Origin of the sequence: Kluyvera genomosp. 2, from assembly GCF_036759865.1 — a bacterium.
In the GTDB taxonomy this organism is placed as follows: domain Bacteria; phylum Pseudomonadota; class Gammaproteobacteria; order Enterobacterales; family Enterobacteriaceae; genus Kluyvera; species Kluyvera ascorbata_B.
The window spans coordinates 143,195-163,214 of record NZ_JAPKIA010000004.1 but is presented as its reverse complement, the minus strand read 5'-3'; the positions used below and the strand labels follow the sequence as shown (position 1 = coordinate 163,214).

The window sequence follows — 20,020 nt, the reverse complement described above, 5'->3', positions numbered from 1 at the left end:
TTAATCGCGAGGGAGTTTTATGCACCTTAATAACCGTGCACGGGATTTACTGGATAAATATTCGAGTGGTATGGCGCAGCAGTTTGGCGCACGTGATACCAGTCGTTATTTTTCCCTGAATGACCCGCAGGAAAATGCGCTGCGTCTGGCGCTGCTGGAGTCCGTGGAGTTCCTGAACATGATCACCTGTCTGGACGTTGACCAGCTGAGTGGCCAGGTGATTTCTGTCGGTTCCTCCGTGCTGCATACCGGCCGCAGTGAAAATGGCCGCTTTGTTCGTCAGGTTGGCGTGGACGGCAATGACTACTCACTGGTTGAAACGGACAGCTGCGCCGCACTGCGCTGGGATCTGCTTTCGGTCTGGGCAAATGCCGGTAAGGACGAAAACGAGTTTTACAACCTGGTTCAGGCGTTTACCACACAGGCTTTTGCGCTGGATATGCTGCGTATTGGTTTTAACGGTAAGAGTCGCGCAAAAACGACGAATCCAACGGATAACCCGAACGGCGAAGATGTAAACATCGGCTGGCATGAGCGTATGAAAACGCTGCTGGGTGGTAATCAGATTATGACCGATCCGGTCGTGCTGGATGAAGCCGGGGATTACAAATCACTGGATGCAATGGCTTCAGACCTGATTAACGCCAAGATCCCGGCACAGTTCCGCAATGACCCGCGTCTGGTGGTTCTGGTCGGTGCTGATCTGGTTGCTGCTGAACAATACCGACTGTATCAGGCCGCAGATCGCCCGACTGAAAAAATCGCGGCGCAGATGCTGGGCAGCACCATTGCTGGCCGTCCTGCTGTTATCCCGCCGTTTATGCCGGGTAAACGTATGGTCGTCACGCCGCTTTCTAATCTGCATATCTACACCCAGCGCAACACCCGCATGCGTAAGGCGGAATTTGTTGAAGACCGTAAGCAGTTCGAAAACAAATACCTGCGTAATGAAGGCTATGCGGTTGAAGTGCCGGAGCTGTATGCGGCCATTGATGAATCCGCCGTGACCATTGGCAAGGTTTCTGAACCAGCAGAGGGCTGATAAATGGCACTTTCTCCCGCGCAGCGTCACAGCCAGCGCATTGCGATGGAACAAAAGCTGAAACGCAGCCAGGCACTGGAAACCACGGAAAGCATGCACCTGCTGATTAAAGCGCTGGAAGCGGATGTGGAACATTGCCGTAACCTGCCGACAATCGCGGATCGCGTTGAGTTTAAGCGGGATGTGTTGCTGCCGCGCTGGACACCGACTGTGGAAGCGTATCTGGAAAGCTGGCAGGTGTACGCCAACCCGGTATTTGCCTGGTGTGTTATCTGGCTGTTTGACGTGGGCGATCTGGATAAGGCGCTGGACTGGGCTGACATTGCAATCAGCCAGCAGCAGGCAACCCCGGATCGGTTGCGCAGTAATTTTCCCACGTTCGTGGCCGATACGATGCTGGCCTGGGCGCAGGAAACATCAGGGCGCGGGGAAAGTGTTGAACCGTATTTCTCCCGCACATTTGAGCGTGTCGCCAGCACCTGGCGGCTGCATGAACAGGTCACGGCCAAGTGGTTCAAGTTTGCCGGGCTGGAGCTGCTGCGCGGCGAAGATGGCCAGACAACGGCCGCGAGTGTGGACGACATTGAAACGCTGGAGAAAGCCGATCGGTTGCTGGCCACCGCAGAAAAATACTATTTAAAAATCGGCGTCAGAACGGCACGGCAGACGATTGCCGCCCGTATCCGAAAACTGACGCAGGGGTAAAGACTACCGCAAGCCAGGCGGACGCGGTGGAGGGCAGAACACTCCGTGTGTCACTGTGCCGTGGAAACCGGTCAGTCCGCCTTTTTCGGGGGAATTATGTTTAGCGGAAAACCGCTGGATTATCAGGATGAGCCGCTGACGAATAATGGGTTCTGGCCGGATCTGAATCTGAAGGACTTTCAGGCGCAGCGGTCACTGCCAGCCGATATCGACGCGGACACCATCAGTCAGGCGATGCTGGCCGCAGTCGCGGAGGTGAATGCCGAGCTGGAAAACGTGGAGGCCAGCTGGAAAGCAAAAGGCCACACGCTGGCAGCAGATGTTCCGGGCGTAAAAATGGGCGGGCTTAATAGTCTGTGTGCCCAGTACATGAAAGCGGTATTTGCCAGGGCAAAAGCGGATCTGCTGGGGGAGTTCGCCACTGTCGGGCGACGTGAAACCCATCCGGGGCAGGAGAGTATGGAAACCCGCGCCGGGCTACTGGCTGAGGCTTCAGTGGTTATCCGCCGCATGAAGGGGTTTAAACGGGCAACGGTGAAAAAAGTATGAACCAGACACAGCTTGAGAGCCTGACCGCATTTTTTCAGCAAAACGTGCCGCCGCGCGCCATGCAGTCATTTGACAGTGTGCTGGATGAAATGAAGTTCATCCCCGCAGCGAAGGATTACGGACTGGGACAGTACCGCCAGGCGGTGATTCGCTATGACGCGGTAATCAGCTGGCAGCGTTTCCCGTACCGCCTGTGTCCGCCGCAGTTGCTCATGTCGCTGCTGGCCGCGTGGCTGGATGAGGCTGACAGGGAATTACTGGATGAAGTCGGCCTGACGGAAGCTGAACCGGACTGGGATGTGTCAGTGGAGGATGAGGAAACCGCCACCATTGTGCTGACGGTACCAATGGCGGAAGAACTGGTGATCAGGGAGGACGAAAACGGGGCGATCCCGTGGCAGGGGAAACGCTGGTCGCTGGTTAACCCTGAAGTCTGGATAGCGATCACCGCCAATATTTATGGCGTGGATGAAACCGGTGCGCCGGTAGGCGGTAACGAATGATTGCCGGTGGTGAGCTGAATAAAAAGCAGTTGGCAGAGTTGCGTAAATCACTGGCCAGCATGGAGCTGCCGCCCAAAAAGCGCCAGCGTCTTATCTGGAGGCTGGCCAAATATGGCGTGATTGCCGCAGCAAAACGGCACGTTCGCAATCAGGAAGCACCGGATGGCCAGAAGTGGCCGGGGCGTAAAACGAAGCGCAAAGGGAAGATGCTGCGGAACCTGCCAAAACTGCTGCATATCCGTGAAATGCCAGAGATTCAGGCGGTACGGATTTATTTGCAGGGTGGTGGCTACCGGAACGGGGAAACGCCGGTGCCGGCCGGGACAGTCGGATATGCGCAACAAAACGGGATGCGTGTCAGTGTCAGCCGTCGCAGCCAGCCACGGAAGGCGGAGGCCGGAAAAATGGCCACGCCAGCCCAGGCCAAAAAACTGCGGGCGCTGGGGTACCGGGTACGCACCGGTAAACGCTGGAAAAAGCCCACGCTGGGCGAGTTAACCCAAACGATGCCATACAGCCGGGCGGGGTTACTGATTCGAAAACTCAGCGGTAAGGCGGTGAAAACCAGCTGGACAGTGGATCTTCCTGCCCGTGTCTTTCTGGGCATGAGTGACGGTGAATTTGATAACGCGCTGGCGCGTCAGCTTCAGGCTATCGGCTTTGGCTGGGATGTTAAGGCGCAGGATATTAAGGGGAAAGCATGACCTGGCCAAACGTGACCGTGAACCAGGTAAACCAGCTGCTGGGTGAAACCAATGAAGTGGAACGCACGCTGCTGTTTATCGGTACGGGTACCAAAAATGTGGGAAAAACGCTGGCGGTGAATGCCCAGAGTGATTTTGATGCACTTCTGGGAGAAGGGGAAAGCCCGCTGAAAAGCGATGTTCTGGCGGCACTGGCAAACGCCGGTCAGAACTGGTGGGCATTTATGCATGTGCTGCCCGCAGATGCTGAGGACGATGCCTGGGTGAAAGCGGTACTGGCCGCACAGGTGGTGTGTTCGGTGGAAGGGGTGGTGCTGTCCAGTGATGTGACGGCAAAAGCCCAGGTGAATCAGGCGGCGACGTTACGATCCACGCTGATTTCCAAATATGGGCGCTGGGTGTGGTTCATCCTGGCCGTGCAGGGAATGCAGGAAGAAGAAGCCCAGGCGGATTACCTGACCCGTGTGTCTGCCATCCAGGACGGTATTGCAGAGAAGGCCGTGCAGCTGGTCCCGCGTCTGTGGGGAAATGAGCCGGGTGTGCTGGCTGGCCGTCTGTGCAGTCGTGCCGTGACTATCGCAGACAGTCCCGCCCGAGTGAAAACCGGGGCGCTGCTGAATCTGGGCAGTGATGAAATGCCGGTCGATGGCACCGGGGCGGTACTGGAGCTGGCCACGCTTAAGGCACTGGAAGCCCAGCGCTTTAGTGTGCCGATGTGGTACCCGGACTATGACGGTTTTTACTGGGCTGACGGGCGGACGCTGGATGTGGAAGGCGGCGATTACCAGTCGATTGAAACCCTGCGTGTTGCCGATAAAGCGGCGCGTCGTGTACGTCTGCTGGCTATCAGCAAAATTGCGGATCGTTCACTGAACAGCACACCGGGCAGCATTGCTGCACACCAGACGCTGTTTGCACGTCCACTGCGTGAAATGTCCACGGCGGCCAGTATCAATGGCGTGTCATTTCCGGGGGAAGTGAAGCCGCCGCAGGAGGGTGATGTAACCATTGTCTGGAAGAACAAAAAGACGGTGGATATTTATCTGGTGGTACGCACCTGGGAAGTTCCGCTGCAAATCACCATCAGTCTGTTACTGGATGCCAGTCTGGAGGGCGCTGCATGAGTAAACGTATTTCGGGTATGTCGTTTGATACCTATCTTGACGGCGATCTGATCCACATCGAGAAAATCACACTCGATATCACGGATAACAGCGCCGCCGCCCAGACCCGTGGTGTGCCGGATGGCCATGTTGATGGCGATGTGGCCGCAGAGGGAGAAATTGAAGTCAGTTCCAAAGTGCTGGGTGTACTGACGGCCAAAGCCCGTGCCGCAGGTTCGTGGCGTGGTATTCCGCCGCTGGATTTTCTTTTCTATGCCAAAGCGGGCAACGAAGAAATGAAAGTGGAATCGTTCGGCAACAAACTCCAGTTAAGTAATCTGCTGGATATCGATCCAAAGGGTGGCGGTGTGGCAACGCACAAAATCAAATACTTCGTGACCAGCCCGAAGTTCGTCAACATCAACGGCGTACCGTATCTGGAATCGGAAGCCACGGAAAACCTGATCGGATAAGGAAGCTGGAATGCAGGAACATGAAAAGAGCCTTTATTCACTGCTGATTATGGGGGCGCTAATTGCTGTTGCGAAGGTGCTGGCCAGTGATGATCCCATTACACCGCGCCTGTTTATCAGCCGTGTGATCCTGGGCAGTTTTGTTTCAGTCATCGCTGGCGCGGCGCTGATTCAAATCCCGGAGGCCAGCCCGCTGGCTATTCAGGGACTGGGGGCTGCGCTGGGTATTGCCGGTTATCAGGCTGTTGAAATGTGGCTGCGCAGACGTGCAGAGGGAAAGAAGAACGGGAGCGTGACAAATGACCCTGAGTGAAAAGCAGCAACTGTTTACCGTCATGGTGGCCAACCTGATTCACTGGGCGGAAGAACATGGCTACCGGCTGACGTTTGGTGAAGCGTACCGGACCCCGGAACAGGCGGCGCTGAACGCGAAGAAGGGCAGCGGCATTTCTAACAGTCTGCACACCCAGCGTCTGGCCGTGGATTTTAATCTGTTTGTGAATGGTCAGTACCAGACCCGTACAGAAGACTATCTGCCGCTGGGTGAATACTGGGAATCGTTGGGCGGAAGCTGGGGCGGGCGCTTCAAATCCAGACCGGATGGTAATCATTTCAGCCTGGAACATAACGGGGTGCGCTGATGAGTCACGCGCAGTGGCTGGTTGTGGTGGCGCTGGCGTTTGTCTGGGGCTGGCTGACTGCTGACTGGCGGCGCGACAGCCTGGAGCTGGCAATCAACACGGCGGCGCAGGTGGCTGGTAATGAATCGCGAAAGGTTATGCAGGGCATTGCCAGTGATTCTGCCAGGGCGCTGGAAGATAAACTGGAGGCGCTAAGAAATGCGCAACCGCGAGAGATCCGCACGGAAGTGCTTAAGCCGGTTTTTACTAACAGGTGCCTGTCTGATGAGTTTGTCAGCATGTACAACAGCGCCGTCGCCGGTACCGAACGTGCGTTATCAGGAAAACCTGAAAACACGATGCGCCACGCAGTTGCCGCGCCTGAACGGGGCAACAGGTAAAGATGCAGCGGAACTGCTGACTGTTTACCTTGAAATATATGGCCAGTGTGCGGCGCGTCATAATCAGTTAGTTGATGAAATTAATTTAAGAGAGCATGTTATTTATGGAACAAATTAAACTGAGTGTTTGTGGTGCAGATATTGTTTTTGAACCTAATCAGACTGCTTACAATAAACTGATTAATGAAATGGCAATGGATAATAAAGTTGCACCTGCAAATAATTATCTGATGCGTATTGTTACCCCGGAAACGAAAGAAGCACTGATTGACGTATTAAAACGTCCGGGTGCAGCGTTGCAACTGGTCAGTAAAGTTAATGATATTTACGCGCCGGAACTGGAGATTGAAGTAAAAAACTGACAAAGCGAGTCCATGATATTGAACGAAATGGACTCGAACAGTATTTAATTCTCCGTCGTCATTATTTACCACATGGTCAGGATTCCGTTGACGATATTGCCGCCGCTATATGGCTGGATAACCGTCACTGGGAATATACGGGAATAGCCGTGGCTAATGGCGTGGCTAAAGCATTTAAAGGCACTGAATGAAACAGTTAGATTTTACATTAAGCCTGATTGATAAATTATCCCGCCCGTTAAAACAGGCGCAGGGCAATGTCACGGGCTTTGCTGAAAAATCAAAAGAAGCCTTTATGCAGATTGGTGGCGGCGTTCTGGGGCTGGCGGGTACAGGGATGGCCATTAAAGGTGCGCTGATGCCCGCCATTGAAATGTATGACGCGCTGAATGATGCGGCTGCAAAAGGGGTTGATGACTCTGCGCTAAAAGCAGTCCAGCGTGATGCGCTGCGCTTCAGTACCACCTATGGTGCCAGCGCGGTGGAGTTCGTCCAGTCCACGGAAAGTATAAATGCTTCCATTGCCGGGCTGACCGGGAATGAGTTGCCGAAAGTGACGAAAGTCGCCAATACCCTGGCGTTTGCGCTCAAATCCACCGCCGCGGAAACCGCTGAGTTTATGGGGCAGATGTTCGGTAACTTTTCCGCTGATGCCAACCGGCTGGGTAAGGTTGAGTTTGCTGAACAGCTGGCCGGAAAAATGGTGTACATGCGCAAAACCTTTGGCACGGAAATGGCCGCTATCAAGGATTTGATGGAAGGGGCGCGTGGCGTAGGTACCAACTACGGCGTGGGGCTGGATGAACAGCTGGCCGTGCTGGGACAGCTTCAGCGGACACTGGGCACGGAAGCCAGCAGCGCTTATGAAGGCTTTATGACAGGAGCCATTGAGGGCGGTAAAAAGCTGGGGCTGTCCTTCACGGATTCCACCGGCAAAATGCTGTCCATGCCTGAAATGCTGATCAAGTTACAGGGCAAGTATGGCAAAAGTCTGGAAGGGAATCTGAAGGCCCAGGCTGAACTGGATGCGGCATTTGGAGACAGTTCGGCGGTGGTTAAACACCTGTACGGTAATGTGGCATTGCTTCAGCGCAATATCACCGAGCTGGGCGGTGCGGATGGCCTGAAGCGTACCCAGGAAATGGCCCAGAAAATGGTGAAGCCGTGGGATCGCTTTGTCGCAATCCTGAAGGCTATCCAGACCGTCATTGGCCTGACGCTGATCCCAGTGCTCTATCCGGTCCTGAACCGTCTGGCCGATATGGGGCAGACCTTTGCCCGCTGGATGCAGCTGTTTCCCAACATTGCGCGTGTTGTCGGGTATGCGGCGATGGCCTTACTCAGCTTTGCTGCTGTGGGGGCAGTCGCTAATATCGTGATGGGTGTCTCTAAATTCATCATGATGGGGTTGCGCGGGATCTGGACAGCGTTGACGGCCATCACGAAAGTTTACACCGCAGCTGTCTGGCTGGTGAACATTGCCGTTATTGCCTGGAACGCCACGCTGAAATTTCTGCGCGGTACGTTGCTGGCGGTTCGTATGGCGGCAATGATGGCAGGGATAGGTATCAATCTGATGAGCTGGCCGATCCTGCTTGTGATTGGTGCCGTTGCCTTACTTGCTGCCGGTTGCTTGCTGCTGATTAAACACTGGGAAACGGTAAAGAACGCGGTCATGGATACCGCTGCATTTCAGGCATGCGCCAGGGTAGTGGCATGGCTTGCCGGGGTGTTTGCTTCAGCCTGGCAGTTTATCAGTGAAGGATGGAACAGTTTTATTTCCATGCTGACCGGGTTTTCTCCTTCTCAGGCATTAAGCGGTCTGGCCACGGGTATTGTCTCGTTGTTTGATAATGTCTGGCTGTCCGTTAAAAACGGTTTTCTGAAGTCGTGGAACTGGATTGTTGAGAAACTGAATAAAATCCCAGGTGTGGATATATCAATGGCCAGTACAACTTCACCCCCATTAACTGGAAATACGTTATCAACGGGTGGGGAGCTAAAAGGAATTGATAAGGGTGGGATAAATAAAACAATCAGTAGCAATTCTAAATCAGTCACTGATAACAGCAAAAAAATAGGGGAGGTTCATTTCCATACCAAAGAAGCGATGTCCCCTGGTCAGTTAATGGAATGGCAGGAGCTAAATGCGTGAGTGAACCACTTTATATAGATTTGCTGATCCTGAAGGGTGATTTTGTTCTGAATACCGGATATGAGCCTGAACTGTGTAATAACCGTAAAAGTATCGGGCAGGACATTATTCACGCCATTATTGAAAGCGGACTGGCAACGGAGCTGATTGCTGAACGCAGCCCAACAATGCGGGCGGATATTTTTACCCGTATGGAATTATTGATTGAAGATGATGAACGGATTATTCCGGGAACTGTAGAAATCAGTGAGGAAAGCCAGAAACGTTTATGGATAACTGCCAGCACCTATGACTTTGGCGGAATTTCTGCGCAGGTGGATTTATGACGGAAAAACCGCAGGTTGATTTTGAAGAAGTGGTGAAAGCCAGCGGGATGCCGGTGACGGAATCGGAAGTGCGCGAACGCTTCAATGCGATAGCGGCCGAGGAAGGGATCATCACTAACACATCCCGCATGTCACCGTTCTGGCGTCTGATTACGGCCATTGTGACGGCACCAGTGATGTGGCTGAAGGATGTTCTGGTATTCACCGTGCTGGCCAATATGTTTGTGGCCACGGCCAGCGGGAGCATGTTGCGTCTGCTGGCCTGGGCGGTAAACGTCACGGTAAAGCCCGCCAGTGCTGCTCAGGGGGTGATCAGGTTCTTTAAAGAAGATGCCAGAGCCGTGGTGACGGTGAAGGTCGGAACGGTTATCCAGACTGAACGCATCAACGGCCGGGTGTATGAGCTGGCGACCACTGACGATGTGGTGATCCCCTCCGGCGCAGCCAGCGCATTGCTGCCGGTAAAAGCGACCGGCACAGGTGGCGCATACAACCTTGCACCGGGTTATTACCGCATTCTGCCGGTGGCCGTTGACGGCATCAGCCACGTGGTCAGTGAGGAAAACTGGCTGACAGTGCCGGGTGCCGATGAAGAAAGTGATGATGAACTGCGTGAACGCTGCCGCAACCAGTTCAACCTGGTGGGCAATTACCACACTGATGCGGTTTACCGTTCAATGATTGCCGGTGTTGCCGGGCTGAGTATCGACCGGATTTTCTTTGAGCACGACGCGCCGAGAGGACCAGGTACCGCAAACGCGTATTTGTTGCTGGACAGTGGGGTGGCTTCTGCGCCGTTTGTGAATGCGGTGAATGATTACATCAACACGCAGGGGCATCACGGCCACGGCGATGATATGCAGTGTTACGCCATGCCGGAAACCCTGCACGATCTGGCCGTGACCGTATACGTCAGAAATCTGACCAACCTGACAGACGACGAACAGAACAGCCTGAAGAACGGGATTGAAAACCTGATCCGCTGTGCTTTTCGTGAGAATGCGGATTTTGACGTCAGAAAGACGTGGCCATATTCGCGCTTCTCATTTTCTCAGCTGGGACGCGAGATCCACAAAACCTTTTCACTGGCGGATTCGCTGGCTTTTTCAATGGGTGACATTACCAGTGAGCTGAATGTGCCGCGCCTGAAATCACTGGTAGTGAGTCTTGAAAATGAATGAGTTCATGAAAAAGCTGGCCGGAATGGTGCTTCCTTCCTGGATGAACCAGGGGGAGCCGAAAAAGCTGCGGAATACAGCGCGGCGATTCTGGGCGGAGGTTTACGGCTGGATAACCTGGCCGATGAATCAGTTTGATCCGCTGACCTGCACACCGGCATTGCTGAACCTGCTGGCCTATGACCGCGATATTACCCGTTTTGACGGGGAGCCATTAAACCTGTTTCGCAAGCGCGTGGCGTACGCCTTTATTAATGCGCGTGATGCCGGTTCGGTAGCGGGATTTATCAATATTTTTGAACGGCTTGGTATTGGGTATGTGGAGCTGCTGGAGCGCCAGCCAGACATTGACTGGGATGTGATTCTGGTTCGCGTCACTGACAGTCAGATCGCGGACAACACGCAGTTGCTTATCCAGATAATCCGCCAGTACGGGCGAACCTGTCGCCGCTATCAGTTTGAAGTGATCACATCTGAAAAGCTGGCCATCCGGGCTGGATGGGATCAGGGGGAATACGTGGTTTATCCGGCAACGTTAAGCGGTATGGAAACCCACAGCGCGACATTCAGCGCGGGTTTGTAAGGAGTTTTATATGTCACAGACAGCTATCACGCTGGCATTTGAACACTGGAAAGCGCAGCAGGGTGCTACTGGCGAACCAGTGGTGCTTGATGAATTTGTGTTCGCGAGTGTACCGGGACTGAATCCGGATGTACCCATCGACCGGAATGAAGCACTGCCAGCTGTCGCGCAGATTGTGCACCGACAACCTGTTACCCGTACTGGTGTGGTGAATGAAAATGGCGTGGTGTATTCCGCCGTTCTGGGTGCTGACGTGGGCGACTTCAGCTTTAACTGGATCGGTCTGCTGAATAAGGCCAGCGGTACGCTGGCGATGATTGTTCATGCGCCGGTACAGCAGAAACTGAAAACAGCGGAAGGCCAGCAGGGGAACGTTCTGACCCGTTCGTTTCTGATGGAGTACAACGGCGCACAGGCTGAAACCGGGATTAATACACCGGCTGAAACCTGGCAGATTGATTTCACGGCGCGTATGGCCGGGATGGATGAACGCCAGCGCCTGGAGAATGTGGATATTTATGGTGCTGCCGCATTCTTTGGGGATGGTTATCTGGTCGGAAAAACCGGCAATCAGTATTTTGTCACCAAAGGCACCGGCTATGTGGCAGGGCTGCGCACATCGCTGGCCGAAAACCAGAATATTACTGTGACGGCGAAGCCGGTGAAAGTCTGGCTGGATGTGTGCTGGGCGGGGGCGTTGACCAGTGTCTGGAATGTTCAGCGCAAAATTACCGTAGCGGAAAACCTGGCTGATTATGTGCAGAACGGTGAACAGCATTACGTGTTTGCAGTGGCCAGCATTGATGTGAATGGGAACATTACCGATTTACGGCCAAAGGGGAGTCTGAATGAACAACAGGCCAGCAGTGATTTCCTGCGAAAAGATACAAATTTAGCCGATGTTCAGGATAAAGCTGAAGCCCGTAAAAACCTGAATCTTGGAGAACTGGCGTTGTTAAGCCGAAGTGACGTTCTGCCGGTAGGTGTTCCCCTGCCGTGGCCGATTGATACGCCACCGGATGGTTGGGGGATTCTTCAGGGACAGGCTTTTGATAAGGCCGCTTACCCGCTGCTGGCGAAGGCTTACCCTTCCGGCGTTCTGCCTGATATGCGCCGGATGACAATTAAAGGGAAAACAGACGACCGCGCCGTGCTTTCTTATGAAGAAGACGGCATCAAATCACATGCCCACGGGGCAACTGTTTCTGCGACCGATCTGGGGACAAAAACAGTTTCCACGTTTGATTACGGTTCAAAGCAAACAACAGGATTTGATTACGGTAACAAAACCACTGATGTGCAGGGGCATCACGACCATGGATATCCGGTGGGTGGTGTCGGGGGATCTAACTACCCTGTTTTGTCTAACGGTAATGGCAGCTGGAGCAGGACTACCGCAGAGGGAAACCATGCTCATAACGTTTATATCGGGGCGCATGATCACTGGGTGGGCATTGGCGCACACAATCACACCGTAACACTGGGCGCACACGGACATAACGTGACGATTAATGCGACGGGTAACGCAGAGAACACGGTAAAAAACATTGCTTATAACTACATTGTGAGGCTGGCCTGATGACTTTCAAAATGACCGATGAAAACCGGACGATTACTGTTTATAACCTGCGAGCAGATACGCATGAATTTATTGGTAAAGGTGATGCGCTTATCCCGGCACATACGGGACTCCCTGCGAACTGCACCACGACAGAGCCGCCAGAAACAAAGGCGGGTTTTATTCCCGTTTTTAATATGGAAAAACAGCAATGGATTGTCATGGAAGACCACCGGGGAGAGGTTGTTTTCGACACGCAGACAGGCAATGCGCGTTTTATTTCTGAGCTGGGAGCATACCCGGCAGGGACAACGACAATTCCAAAGGATTCTGCCTGGCAAAAATGGGATGGCAGCAAATGGGTATCAGATCCCGATGCTGAACACATGGCGCTGGTCAGTGAAGCTGAGACGACGAAAACCAGTCTGATGAAACAGGCCAGTGAGGTAATTTCAACCTTACAGGATGCGGTTGATTTTGATATGGCAACAAATAAGGAGCAAACGCTGCTGGTTGTCTGGAAAAAATACCGTGTGCTGTTAAGTCGGGTTAACCCTGATGATGCCGGGAATATTATCTGGCCGGAGGTGCCTGATAATGTGGCGTGAAGCACGTCTGGCCTTCACTGATTCGCTGGCCGCGCTGAATTGTTCCATTGTTCCGGCACATCCGTGGATAAATGGGCTGGGACAGCAGACGGATAACGGTGCATATCTTAGCCCGGTGAATGCTGTCCGCTATCTTGCCGGGAGGCTGGCCGGAACGGGCGGAAATGCCGATGTGATGATCATGATGGTGACTGGCCAGACGCATGAAAATTTCATGAACAGCCTTAACAGCCTGGTGGATGTTTTCCCCGCACCGGCATTCACCCAGGTAAAGCGTCTGGCGCAATCTGCTGCGGCGCTGGCCATCGAAAAAATGCAGATCCCCGCGAAAGCCGGGGCGGGGTTGCCGGTTGCCGTTCCGTTGTCTGTGCCAACCAGCAGGGCGGCATTGTCAGCGGCGGCGGTAAGCCAGGCACAAAAAGCGGCCAGTGCGGGCTTCAGTCTGGATGGCATGAAGCAGCAACTGGGGGAGTTCGCGCAGTTGCGTGACAAACTTATCAGTGATGTGGCCAGCGGACTGGGCGATTTACAGGGAAAAAGTGCCAGAGCCTGGGTTTTTACGGGCAACGGCGATACAGCCACCACGCTGCTGGAGCTGGTAAAAGATATTCCGCAGCCATCAGCCGTTTATACGGCGGCGGTGATGCTGGTTGGTGACAATCTGGATGGAATAAAGGGAATGATTCATGACTTCGATCCCAACACTGGCGCTCAACGGTGAGGCCATACCGCTGAAAAACATGCGTGTAACCGTATCGCAGCAGTTCCAGGATAAAGACCAGTCCGGCCAGACCAGCGCCACCACAAAATCCGAGCAGGGGGCAAAGGGCAAGGAACTGCGAATCAGTGGTGAAATACCGTTTAAAAGCCCGGAGATCCTGAAGCGTATTTTCGAGCTGGCCAGCGCCACGGATGCGGGAGGAAACCGCCAGAAATACCGTGTGGCGCATGAAGTGGCCAGAGCGGTGAACTTTCGTGAGGCGACATTCAGCGGGACGCTTGATGCGCCACAGCAGGACGGAAAAATGGCCTGGCTGGTCACGTTTACGCTGGCAGAACATATCAGCGTGCAGGAAAAGCGGGAGGCCAGAGCCACAGGGAAATCCAGCGCGAAAAAACAGACGGCCGGAGGTACCGGACAGGCCGGTGGTCAGAGTGCCGGGGAAGATGAAGAAAAACTGACGTGGTTTGAGAAACGTGTGCTTAAACCCGTCAATGATGCATTGGGTTAACGATGAAACCAGTTAAACGCCTGTACCTTTCAACGGATGAAGTTCACCTGGCGGATGCCAGTCTGGTGCTGGAGCTGAACAGCTGCGGCCGGGGATTTATTACTGCGCAGACAACCACGGACTATACCGGGAAACTGGTGCGGCTGGATGTGGGGTATTCTGACCTGCTTTTGCGCTGGTTTACCGGCTACGTGGAACGCTCGCAACCTGCTGAAAATGGCTTTCAGCGCCTGTTTGTACGTGAGTTGGTCGGTGTGTTTGAAAAAGCGTGGCCATGTTCATTTCAGCATCCCACGTTGCGTAAAATCGCCGGGTGGCTGACGGAAAACAGCGGGATAGCGGTCAGTGTGCCGGATACCTCATACAGCGATAAGCCGATCCCCCATTTTACCCATAACGGCACGGGTTATCAGTTGCTGAATAACCTGGGCAGGGCGTTCAGTATCCCGGATTACATCTGGTATCAGTTGCCTGATGGTTCCCTGTATGTGGGTGGTGCAGAAAAGGCGCTGTTTGCCGGTCGTCCGGTAGATATCCCCGCAGAGTTCAGTCAGGGGGCTGCGGGCGGTAACTCCATGACGCTGCCGGTGATCCAGAGTCTGCGGCCGGGAGTGGAGCTGAACGGGGAGCGCGTGACCCGAGTTCATCTGACCAATGACACAATGGCCGTCACCTGGACCCCCAGAAACCGCGCTACAGGTCAGCCATTACAGAAAACACCGGCGCAACGCCAGATTGAGAGCCATTACCCGGAACTGGCTTCCGGGCTGCACCTGCCGAAACTGGCCAGAGTGGTGGCACCCAGCGAAGCGGTGAAAAGCGGTGATTTTTCCGACCCGTTCCGGCCACGTTATGCGGTAGATGTGCAGCTGCTTGACGCAGACGGCAACCCGGACAACCAGACGCCGGTGTATTCGGCGGTACCGCTGCCGGTACCGATGGCCGGTAATGACTCCGGCATGTTCCAGTTCCCGCCAGAAGGGACGCTGGTTGAAGTCGCTTTTACCGGGGGGCGACCTGATAAACCGTTTATCAGGCAGACACTGCCGGATGGTACCAGTCTGCCGGATGTTAAGCCCGGCGAGCAGCTGCAACAGCAGCGGGCGGAGGTGTCGCAACGTGTTACCCAGGCGGGCGACTGGGTGAGGCAAACCGATCAGACCATCAGCGAAATATCGATGGCGCGGACGGTCAAAGCAGACACGGAACAACGTGATCTGGTCAGTCGAGAAACCACGGTAAAGGCCACTGATAAGACCACGGTACTGGGTACCGCCACCCTGATGGCCGGAGCCATTCAGCAGGTCAGTGCCGGTGATTATAGCCAGGCCGTGAAAGGCAACAGGCTGGCCAGCATTGAAGGGAATGACGAAACCGATATAACCGGGAAGCAGTCCATGAAAGTGGCCGGTGCTGTGGATGTTGATGTGGGGGGAACCCTGACTGAAAAGATTGCCGCATTGCGTAAATCGGTGGCGGCGGGCGGCCAGCAGATTATGGGGCCAACCGTCCATATTGGCAGTGAAAGCGTCAACACCCTGGCCATGATGCTGGACACCATTGATTTGCTGGCTGAGCTGGCGCAGCAGTGTGCGAGCCATTCACACCCCAGCGTTGGTACGCCAACCAATGCCGGCGCATTTACCCAGACGGCAGAAAAGGCCGGACAGACCCGCAATAAGTACCAGAGCATAATTGCCTGACTATCCCATCAGCCCGCGCATAATGCGGGCTTTTTTGTACCCATCCCCAGACCTCACCAGACGCATTCTAAGCGTTTATTTCCCCTAGCCACCACCATGCGACACCATAAAAGGATCTGTGCTGTCACGTAACGCTGGCGGCGATAAATGCTGACAAAATAAATCTTTCGCAGACAAAAACGGCACTACACCGCACCCGCCTGCGGTTTCTGGATCGTTAAAATTTTTCAGTTTTCTTTTTCTACAAACCACTGCCCCGGACAGCGCCAGCACTGGCAGTTTTACGGAAAACGTGAACTGAAACGATTGAAAAGAATTTCAGTGTTTTTCAGTTTGAAGGATCTGCGGAGGATCTAAGTAAAAAATCTAATGCGATGAAAAATAAGGGTAAAATAAATTTTAAGTAGGTTTTAGATGATCAATCCGCGCTGGACGGTCGGGCAAAGAAAAGTTCGCGATTCCAGATATGACAGGGTCTACAGTGAAATTGTGGAGGTTTTTGGAACTGAAATCACACTGCTGCAAGATATTTTTTGCGGCTATGCAACCTTCTAAAAAATAGGGAATAATCAAGTTTGCTTAGAGCAAGATGTTGATTACTTGTTACTAAGTTCGATGGGGATAGATCGCTTAAATTTACGGAGTTTAATATGCCTTTTGCTCAAATGATGCGTGACAAGTTGGTCTTGGTTAAGACGGATGGAAGCCGAGTAATAGATCTAAAAGGGAGTGTTCAAAAAGGTAAAATTTACATAATGAGAGGGGATGTTTCGATTGAGCCTGGTGATGAATTGCATCGTGAAATGCCAGGAGAGAAATTTGAAGAGTACGTTGTAGTTGAACCAAATTTCTATCAAGGGGTTCATGGGATACCGGCGCATTATCAAACTGAGGTTAAGAGAAAAAGCAAACAACAACCTCAAGTTGTTGCCCCAACCTCACATACCACAAACTATAACTTTTATGGTAATAACAGCAGGGTTAACAATAGCTCAGTTGATAACTCAAACAATTTCACTGGTAGTGATGATAGTGTTCGCCAGGTGATGACCATACTAGATTCGGCAAGAAAAGATGTTGAAACAGCCGCGATGGAACCTGTCGATTCACAAACTACTAAAGCAACTTTAGACATTGTTGAAGGCCAAATAAAGGCTGAAGCCCCATCAAAGCCTGTTATCAAGACGCTTCTTGCTGGATTGCCTGTTGTCGCTCAGGCGTTGCCTTCTATCGTAAAACTCGTGGAAATCTTTAAGAATTGATTTCCTGCCGCCATTTTGTCGCCATAAGCCTGGGAGTTATAGCTTAATCAATTGATTATAAAGGGTTATATTTTCAGGCAACAAAAAACCCATCAACCTTGAACCAAAGATGGCGGGGTTGATGGGCTCCACAAAATGGGGACATCAAAGAAAAGCAGTGGCACTAATTAAGACTCGCACCCTGATAAAAAGTTCTGCATTGCGCAAAAATATTTTTCTTTTCTTTGTTTTTGTGGTCAGGGCTAGCCCCCAAGCCCTGGCCAGATAATGATGATAAGCGTACCGGCAAGCGTTAATAACACGTTGGCTATCGCGTAAGTGCCCGCGTAGCCGAGCGCCGGGATGTTGCTGCGCGCGGTGTCGCTGATGATTTCCATCGCCGGGGCGCAGGTGCGCGCGCCCATGATGGCACCGAACAGCAGCGCGCGGTTCATGCGCAGCACGTAGGCGCCAAACAGGAAGCAGATAACGACCGGGATCAGGCTGACAAACAGACCCGCCACCAGCATCTGGCCGCCAACGACGCCGAGACTTTTGCCGATGCCGCCGCCTGCGCTCAGGCCAACGCCCGCCATAAACACCATCAGGCCGAACTCTTTGACCATGTTCAGCGCGCCCTGCGGAATGTAGCCGAAGGTCGGGTGGTTGGCGCGCAGGAAACCGAGCATGATACCTGCGAACAGCAGCCCGGCGGCGTTACCGATGCCGAAGTTAAAGTTGCTGAACTGGAAGGTGATCATGCCGATCATCAGGCCGACGATAAAGAAGGCACAGAAGGCCAGCAGATCGGTCACCTGGCTGTGGATGGACACAAAGCCGATGCGATCGGCAACGGTTTTCACGCGGCGCACGTCGCCGCTCACCTGCAGCACGTCACCTTTGTTGAGCACGATGTTGTCGTCGATCGGCATTTCAATCTGGCTGCGAATCACGCGGTTAAGGAAGCAGCCGTGGTCGGTCAGCTTCAGCTGCGCCAGGCGACGGCCCACCACATTGTGGTTTTTCACCACGATCTCTTCGGTAACGATGCGCATATCCAGCAGGTCGCGGTCGAAGACCTCTTTACCGTTACGGAAGCTGGGGTCCAGGCGCGCGTGCGCGTCCGGGTAGCCCACCAGCGAAATTTCATCGCCCATTTGCAGCACCGCATCGCCGTCGGGGTTGGCGAGAATGCCGTTGCGGCGGATACGTTCGATATAGCAGCCGGTCTGGCGATAGATGCCCAGCTCGCGCAGATTTTTACCGTCAGCCCACGCCACCAGCTCCGGCCCCACGCGGTAGGCGCGGATGACCGGCAGATACACTTTACGATTGGTGTCGGTGTCCAGGCCGCGCTCGCGGGCGATTTGCTGGGCGCTGGTCTGCAGATCCTGATGCTGGAACTTCGGCATATAGCGGGCGGCAACGATCAGGCTGACGAGGCCAATCAGGTAGGTCAGCGCATAACCAAGGCTCAGGTGATCCTGTGCCTGAGCCAGCAGAGTACCTTCCATGCCGGAGTGGCGTAGGGTATCGCCCGCGCCCACCAGTACCGGGGTTGAGGTCATCGAACCGGCGAGCAGACCCGCCGTCAGGCCGATATCCCAGCCGAAGAGTTTACCCAGCCCCAGCGCAATCAGCAGCGCGCTGCCGACCATCACCAGGCCCAGCATCAGATAATTTTTGCCGTCGCGGAAGAAAATAGAAAAAAAGTTCGGTCCGGCTTCGACGCCGACGCAGAAAATAAACAGCATAAAGCCCAGATTCAGCGCGTCGGTGTTAATACTGAAATGCTGCTGCCCTAATAACAGCGAGACCACTAAAACGCCAATGGAATTACCAAGTTGGATGGAGCCAAGACGTAATTTGCCAAGACAAAGCCCCAGCGCTAATACCACGAATAATAACAGGATGTAATTCCCGTTTAACAAATCTGCGACGTTTATATTCACGGAATCTAACTTATCGTTTACCAGTAACGTGTTGAAAGAAATGGCTATTTGGTCTACCTTTGGACCAAGGGCGGTGGTAGGCTTGCTGCTATCCTGTACCCAAAAAATAACCAGAAAATAGCGTTCAGTAGTTTAATCGTTCCTGATCGTTACGGCTAGCAACAATCGCTTTTAGCACCGAAGTGTTTTGGCAAGGAAAGCCAGAAACTTTATCTGACTGGGCGTCCGTAAGGGCGATAAATGGAGTTTGATAGAGAATTTTTCAGGAGATGCGTGTGAGGAATGAACGCGGTTGGGCAGGTATAATCTGCTGCTTTTTACTTTTTATAGTGGTTTTCTTTTCACTGGTTCTGCACGTGAAGGGTGCCTTTCGCGCATCCGGAAATCCTGAACTGGGCCTGCTGTTTTTTATTATTCCTGGCGCCGTGTCGAGCTTTATCTCTCCGCGTCAGCGGGTAATGCTTCCGCTGGTGGGGGCCATTCTGGCAGCACCCATTTGTCTGGTGTTGACGCGGCTGTTTTTCGATAACGGCGGGTCGTTCTGGCAGGAGCTGGCGTGGCTTTTCAGCGCTGTTTTCTGGTGTGCGCTTGGCGCGCTGTGCTATCTGTTTGTCAGCTCAATGCTGCACGACAAGCGACGGGAAAACAAACGCCCGCTGTAGGCGCGGGCGTCGTGGTGTTATCGGCAGAGCGAATCAGGCAAACAGGCCAAGATTCTCTTTCGCCCAGGCTTCAAAATCCGTGCAGCCGCCGATGTGTTTCTGGTCGACGAAAATCTGTGGCACGGTTTCCACCGGTTTACCCACGGTTTTTTCCAGATCGGCTTTGGTGATGCCTTCCGCGTGAATGTCTACGTAACGGTAGTTAAAATCGTCGCGTTCCTGAGTCAATTTCTCCGCCAGCTCTTTTGCACGAACGCAGTAAGGGCAGCCCGGACGACCAAAAATTACGGTAAACATAGTGTCTCTCCTCAAACGAGCGGAATAATCAACGTGCCTGTCGGCGAATGGCGCTTATGATGC

General features: G+C 53.5%; 26 protein-coding genes. 24 read left to right on the top strand and 2 right to left on the bottom strand.

The window, feature by feature from the left end:
* The first annotated feature begins 19 nt into the window (after positions 1-19).
* From V6942_RS05580 to V6942_RS05475, 23 genes are all read left to right on the top strand, one after another.
* Positions 20-1,042 carry a phage major capsid protein, P2 family gene (locus V6942_RS05580; RefSeq protein ID WP_003838043.1) on the top strand — a complete coding sequence of 341 codons (1,023 nt, stop codon included), beginning with the start codon at positions 20-22 and terminating at the stop codon, positions 1,040-1,042.
* Between the two features lie 3 nt (positions 1,043-1,045).
* Positions 1,046-1,747 carry a phage terminase small subunit gene (gene gpM, locus V6942_RS05575; RefSeq protein ID WP_333500911.1) on the top strand — a complete coding sequence of 234 codons (702 nt, stop codon included), beginning with the start codon at positions 1,046-1,048 and terminating at the stop codon, positions 1,745-1,747.
* A 96-nt stretch (positions 1,748-1,843) separates the two neighbouring features.
* Entirely contained in the window at positions 1,844-2,296 is a 453-nt protein-coding gene (locus V6942_RS05570) for a head completion/stabilization protein (protein WP_333500910.1), read from the top strand.
* Positions 2,293-2,799, top strand: coding sequence for a phage tail protein (locus tag V6942_RS05565; RefSeq protein ID WP_333500909.1), 507 nt, complete (start codon positions 2,293-2,295; stop codon positions 2,797-2,799). Before V6942_RS05570 ends, V6942_RS05565 begins: the two co-directional genes overlap by 4 nt.
* Positions 2,796-3,503: a hypothetical protein gene (locus V6942_RS05560; RefSeq protein WP_333500908.1), complete on the top strand. Its 708-nt coding sequence runs from the start codon at positions 2,796-2,798 to the stop codon at positions 3,501-3,503. Before V6942_RS05565 ends, V6942_RS05560 begins: the two co-directional genes overlap by 4 nt.
* Positions 3,500-4,627 carry a DUF2586 domain-containing protein gene (locus V6942_RS05555; RefSeq protein WP_333500907.1) on the top strand — a complete coding sequence of 376 codons (1,128 nt, stop codon included), beginning with the start codon at positions 3,500-3,502 and terminating at the stop codon, positions 4,625-4,627. Before V6942_RS05560 ends, V6942_RS05555 begins: the two co-directional genes overlap by 4 nt.
* A complete protein-coding gene (locus V6942_RS05550; protein ID WP_271441539.1) occupies positions 4,624-5,079 on the top strand; it encodes a phage protein in 456 nt (151 codons plus the stop codon). The genes V6942_RS05555 and V6942_RS05550 overlap by 4 nt, the downstream gene beginning before the upstream one ends.
* Positions 5,080-5,089: 10 nt before the next feature.
* Positions 5,090-5,392, top strand: coding sequence for a phage holin family protein (locus tag V6942_RS05545; protein WP_333500906.1), 303 nt, complete (start codon positions 5,090-5,092; stop codon positions 5,390-5,392).
* On the top strand, positions 5,379-5,720 hold the full coding sequence (locus V6942_RS05540; protein WP_200103719.1) for a M15 family metallopeptidase: 342 nt from the start codon (positions 5,379-5,381) through the stop codon (positions 5,718-5,720). The genes V6942_RS05545 and V6942_RS05540 overlap by 14 nt, the downstream gene beginning before the upstream one ends.
* Complete coding sequence (locus V6942_RS05535) at positions 5,720-6,100, top strand: hypothetical protein (RefSeq protein ID WP_333500905.1); 381 nt, start codon at positions 5,720-5,722, stop codon at positions 6,098-6,100. Before V6942_RS05540 ends, V6942_RS05535 begins: the two co-directional genes overlap by 1 nt.
* Complete coding sequence (locus tag V6942_RS05530; RefSeq protein WP_096880779.1) at positions 6,030-6,218, top strand: hypothetical protein; 189 nt, start codon at positions 6,030-6,032, stop codon at positions 6,216-6,218. Before V6942_RS05535 ends, V6942_RS05530 begins: the two co-directional genes overlap by 71 nt.
* On the top strand, positions 6,205-6,462 hold the full coding sequence (locus V6942_RS05525; protein WP_021293731.1) for a putative phage tail assembly chaperone: 258 nt from the start codon (positions 6,205-6,207) through the stop codon (positions 6,460-6,462). The genes V6942_RS05530 and V6942_RS05525 overlap by 14 nt, the downstream gene beginning before the upstream one ends.
* A complete protein-coding gene (locus tag V6942_RS23405) occupies positions 6,459-6,653 on the top strand; it encodes a DUF6890 family protein (protein ID WP_371321192.1) in 195 nt (64 codons plus the stop codon). Before V6942_RS05525 ends, V6942_RS23405 begins: the two co-directional genes overlap by 4 nt.
* A complete protein-coding gene (locus tag V6942_RS05520; RefSeq protein ID WP_333500904.1) occupies positions 6,650-8,617 on the top strand; it encodes a phage tail tape measure protein in 1,968 nt (655 codons plus the stop codon). The genes V6942_RS23405 and V6942_RS05520 overlap by 4 nt, the downstream gene beginning before the upstream one ends.
* The gene (locus V6942_RS05515; protein WP_112902431.1) at positions 8,614-8,943 is read left to right on the top strand and encodes a DUF2590 family protein; all 330 of its coding nucleotides are present in this window, start codon (positions 8,614-8,616) and stop codon (positions 8,941-8,943) included. Before V6942_RS05520 ends, V6942_RS05515 begins: the two co-directional genes overlap by 4 nt.
* Positions 8,940-10,124: a baseplate J/gp47 family protein gene (locus V6942_RS05510; protein ID WP_333500903.1), complete on the top strand. Its 1,185-nt coding sequence runs from the start codon at positions 8,940-8,942 to the stop codon at positions 10,122-10,124. The genes V6942_RS05515 and V6942_RS05510 overlap by 4 nt, the downstream gene beginning before the upstream one ends.
* Positions 10,117-10,704 carry a phage tail protein gene (locus V6942_RS05505; RefSeq protein ID WP_024232405.1) on the top strand — a complete coding sequence of 196 codons (588 nt, stop codon included), beginning with the start codon at positions 10,117-10,119 and terminating at the stop codon, positions 10,702-10,704. Before V6942_RS05510 ends, V6942_RS05505 begins: the two co-directional genes overlap by 8 nt.
* 10 nt (positions 10,705-10,714) lie before the next feature.
* Positions 10,715-12,283, top strand: coding sequence for a phage tail protein (locus V6942_RS05500; RefSeq protein ID WP_333500902.1), 1,569 nt, complete (start codon positions 10,715-10,717; stop codon positions 12,281-12,283).
* Positions 12,283-12,870, top strand: a complete 588-nt coding sequence (locus V6942_RS05495) for a tail fiber assembly protein (RefSeq protein ID WP_333500901.1) — start codon at positions 12,283-12,285, stop codon at positions 12,868-12,870. The genes V6942_RS05500 and V6942_RS05495 overlap by 1 nt, the downstream gene beginning before the upstream one ends.
* Positions 12,860-13,591, top strand: coding sequence for a hypothetical protein (locus tag V6942_RS05490; protein WP_333500900.1), 732 nt, complete (start codon positions 12,860-12,862; stop codon positions 13,589-13,591). Before V6942_RS05495 ends, V6942_RS05490 begins: the two co-directional genes overlap by 11 nt.
* Positions 13,557-14,102 (top strand): hypothetical protein, encoded by a 546-nt coding sequence (locus V6942_RS05485; protein WP_333500899.1) that lies wholly within the window; start codon positions 13,557-13,559, stop codon positions 14,100-14,102. The genes V6942_RS05490 and V6942_RS05485 overlap by 35 nt, the downstream gene beginning before the upstream one ends.
* A 2-nt stretch (positions 14,103-14,104) precedes the next feature.
* Positions 14,105-15,805, top strand: coding sequence for a hypothetical protein (locus V6942_RS05480; RefSeq protein ID WP_333500898.1), 1,701 nt, complete (start codon positions 14,105-14,107; stop codon positions 15,803-15,805).
* A gap of 650 nt (positions 15,806-16,455) precedes the next feature.
* Positions 16,456-17,067, top strand: a complete 612-nt coding sequence (locus V6942_RS05475; RefSeq protein ID WP_333500897.1) for a hypothetical protein — start codon at positions 16,456-16,458, stop codon at positions 17,065-17,067.
* 242 nt (positions 17,068-17,309) lie between these two features.
* Here V6942_RS05475 and V6942_RS05470 read toward each other — a convergent pair whose 3' ends face one another.
* Positions 17,310-18,998, bottom strand: a complete 1,689-nt coding sequence (locus V6942_RS05470; protein ID WP_333500896.1) for an aspartate:alanine antiporter — start codon at positions 18,996-18,998, stop codon at positions 17,310-17,312.
* 275 nt (positions 18,999-19,273) lie between these two features.
* Between V6942_RS05470 and V6942_RS05465 the strand changes: the two genes are divergently transcribed.
* A complete protein-coding gene (locus V6942_RS05465) occupies positions 19,274-19,660 on the top strand; it encodes an inner membrane protein YbjM (protein ID WP_106924503.1) in 387 nt (128 codons plus the stop codon).
* 33 nt (positions 19,661-19,693) lie between these two features.
* On the opposite strand, the gene V6942_RS05460 is transcribed toward V6942_RS05465, so the two are convergent.
* Positions 19,694-19,957, bottom strand: a complete 264-nt coding sequence (locus tag V6942_RS05460) for a GrxA family glutaredoxin (RefSeq protein ID WP_035894505.1) — start codon at positions 19,955-19,957, stop codon at positions 19,694-19,696.
* Positions 19,958-20,020 lie beyond the last annotated feature (63 nt).

What these genes read in the sequence shown, in the direction of transcription:
- V6942_RS05580 (WP_003838043.1), top strand. Translation starts at nt 20, where the DNA reads ATGCACCTTAATAACCGTGCACGGGATTTACTGGATAAATATTCGAGT.
- gpM (WP_333500911.1), top strand. Translation starts at nt 1,046, where the DNA reads ATGGCACTTTCTCCCGCGCAGCGTCACAGCCAGCGCATTGCGATGGAA.
- V6942_RS05570 (WP_333500910.1), top strand. Translation starts at nt 1,844, where the DNA reads ATGTTTAGCGGAAAACCGCTGGATTATCAGGATGAGCCGCTGACGAAT.
- V6942_RS05565 (WP_333500909.1), top strand. Translation starts at nt 2,293, where the DNA reads ATGAACCAGACACAGCTTGAGAGCCTGACCGCATTTTTTCAGCAAAAC.
- V6942_RS05560 (WP_333500908.1), top strand. Translation starts at nt 2,796, where the DNA reads ATGATTGCCGGTGGTGAGCTGAATAAAAAGCAGTTGGCAGAGTTGCGT.
- V6942_RS05555 (WP_333500907.1), top strand. Translation starts at nt 3,500, where the DNA reads ATGACCTGGCCAAACGTGACCGTGAACCAGGTAAACCAGCTGCTGGGT.
- V6942_RS05550 (WP_271441539.1), top strand. Translation starts at nt 4,624, where the DNA reads ATGAGTAAACGTATTTCGGGTATGTCGTTTGATACCTATCTTGACGGC.
- V6942_RS05545 (WP_333500906.1), top strand. Translation starts at nt 5,090, where the DNA reads ATGCAGGAACATGAAAAGAGCCTTTATTCACTGCTGATTATGGGGGCG.
- V6942_RS05540 (WP_200103719.1), top strand. Translation starts at nt 5,379, where the DNA reads ATGACCCTGAGTGAAAAGCAGCAACTGTTTACCGTCATGGTGGCCAAC.
- V6942_RS05535 (WP_333500905.1), top strand. Translation starts at nt 5,720, where the DNA reads ATGAGTCACGCGCAGTGGCTGGTTGTGGTGGCGCTGGCGTTTGTCTGG.
- V6942_RS05525 (WP_021293731.1), top strand. Translation starts at nt 6,205, where the DNA reads ATGGAACAAATTAAACTGAGTGTTTGTGGTGCAGATATTGTTTTTGAA.
- V6942_RS05520 (WP_333500904.1), top strand. Translation starts at nt 6,650, where the DNA reads ATGAAACAGTTAGATTTTACATTAAGCCTGATTGATAAATTATCCCGC.
- V6942_RS05510 (WP_333500903.1), top strand. Translation starts at nt 8,940, where the DNA reads ATGACGGAAAAACCGCAGGTTGATTTTGAAGAAGTGGTGAAAGCCAGC.
- V6942_RS05505 (WP_024232405.1), top strand. Translation starts at nt 10,117, where the DNA reads ATGAATGAGTTCATGAAAAAGCTGGCCGGAATGGTGCTTCCTTCCTGG.
- V6942_RS05500 (WP_333500902.1), top strand. Translation starts at nt 10,715, where the DNA reads ATGTCACAGACAGCTATCACGCTGGCATTTGAACACTGGAAAGCGCAG.
- V6942_RS05495 (WP_333500901.1), top strand. Translation starts at nt 12,283, where the DNA reads ATGACTTTCAAAATGACCGATGAAAACCGGACGATTACTGTTTATAAC.
- V6942_RS05490 (WP_333500900.1), top strand. Translation starts at nt 12,860, where the DNA reads ATGTGGCGTGAAGCACGTCTGGCCTTCACTGATTCGCTGGCCGCGCTG.
- V6942_RS05485 (WP_333500899.1), top strand. Translation starts at nt 13,557, where the DNA reads ATGACTTCGATCCCAACACTGGCGCTCAACGGTGAGGCCATACCGCTG.
- V6942_RS05480 (WP_333500898.1), top strand. Translation starts at nt 14,105, where the DNA reads ATGAAACCAGTTAAACGCCTGTACCTTTCAACGGATGAAGTTCACCTG.
- V6942_RS05475 (WP_333500897.1), top strand. Translation starts at nt 16,456, where the DNA reads ATGCCTTTTGCTCAAATGATGCGTGACAAGTTGGTCTTGGTTAAGACG.
- V6942_RS05460 (WP_035894505.1), bottom strand. Translation starts at nt 19,957, where the DNA reads ATGTTTACCGTAATTTTTGGTCGTCCGGGCTGCCCTTACTGCGTTCGT.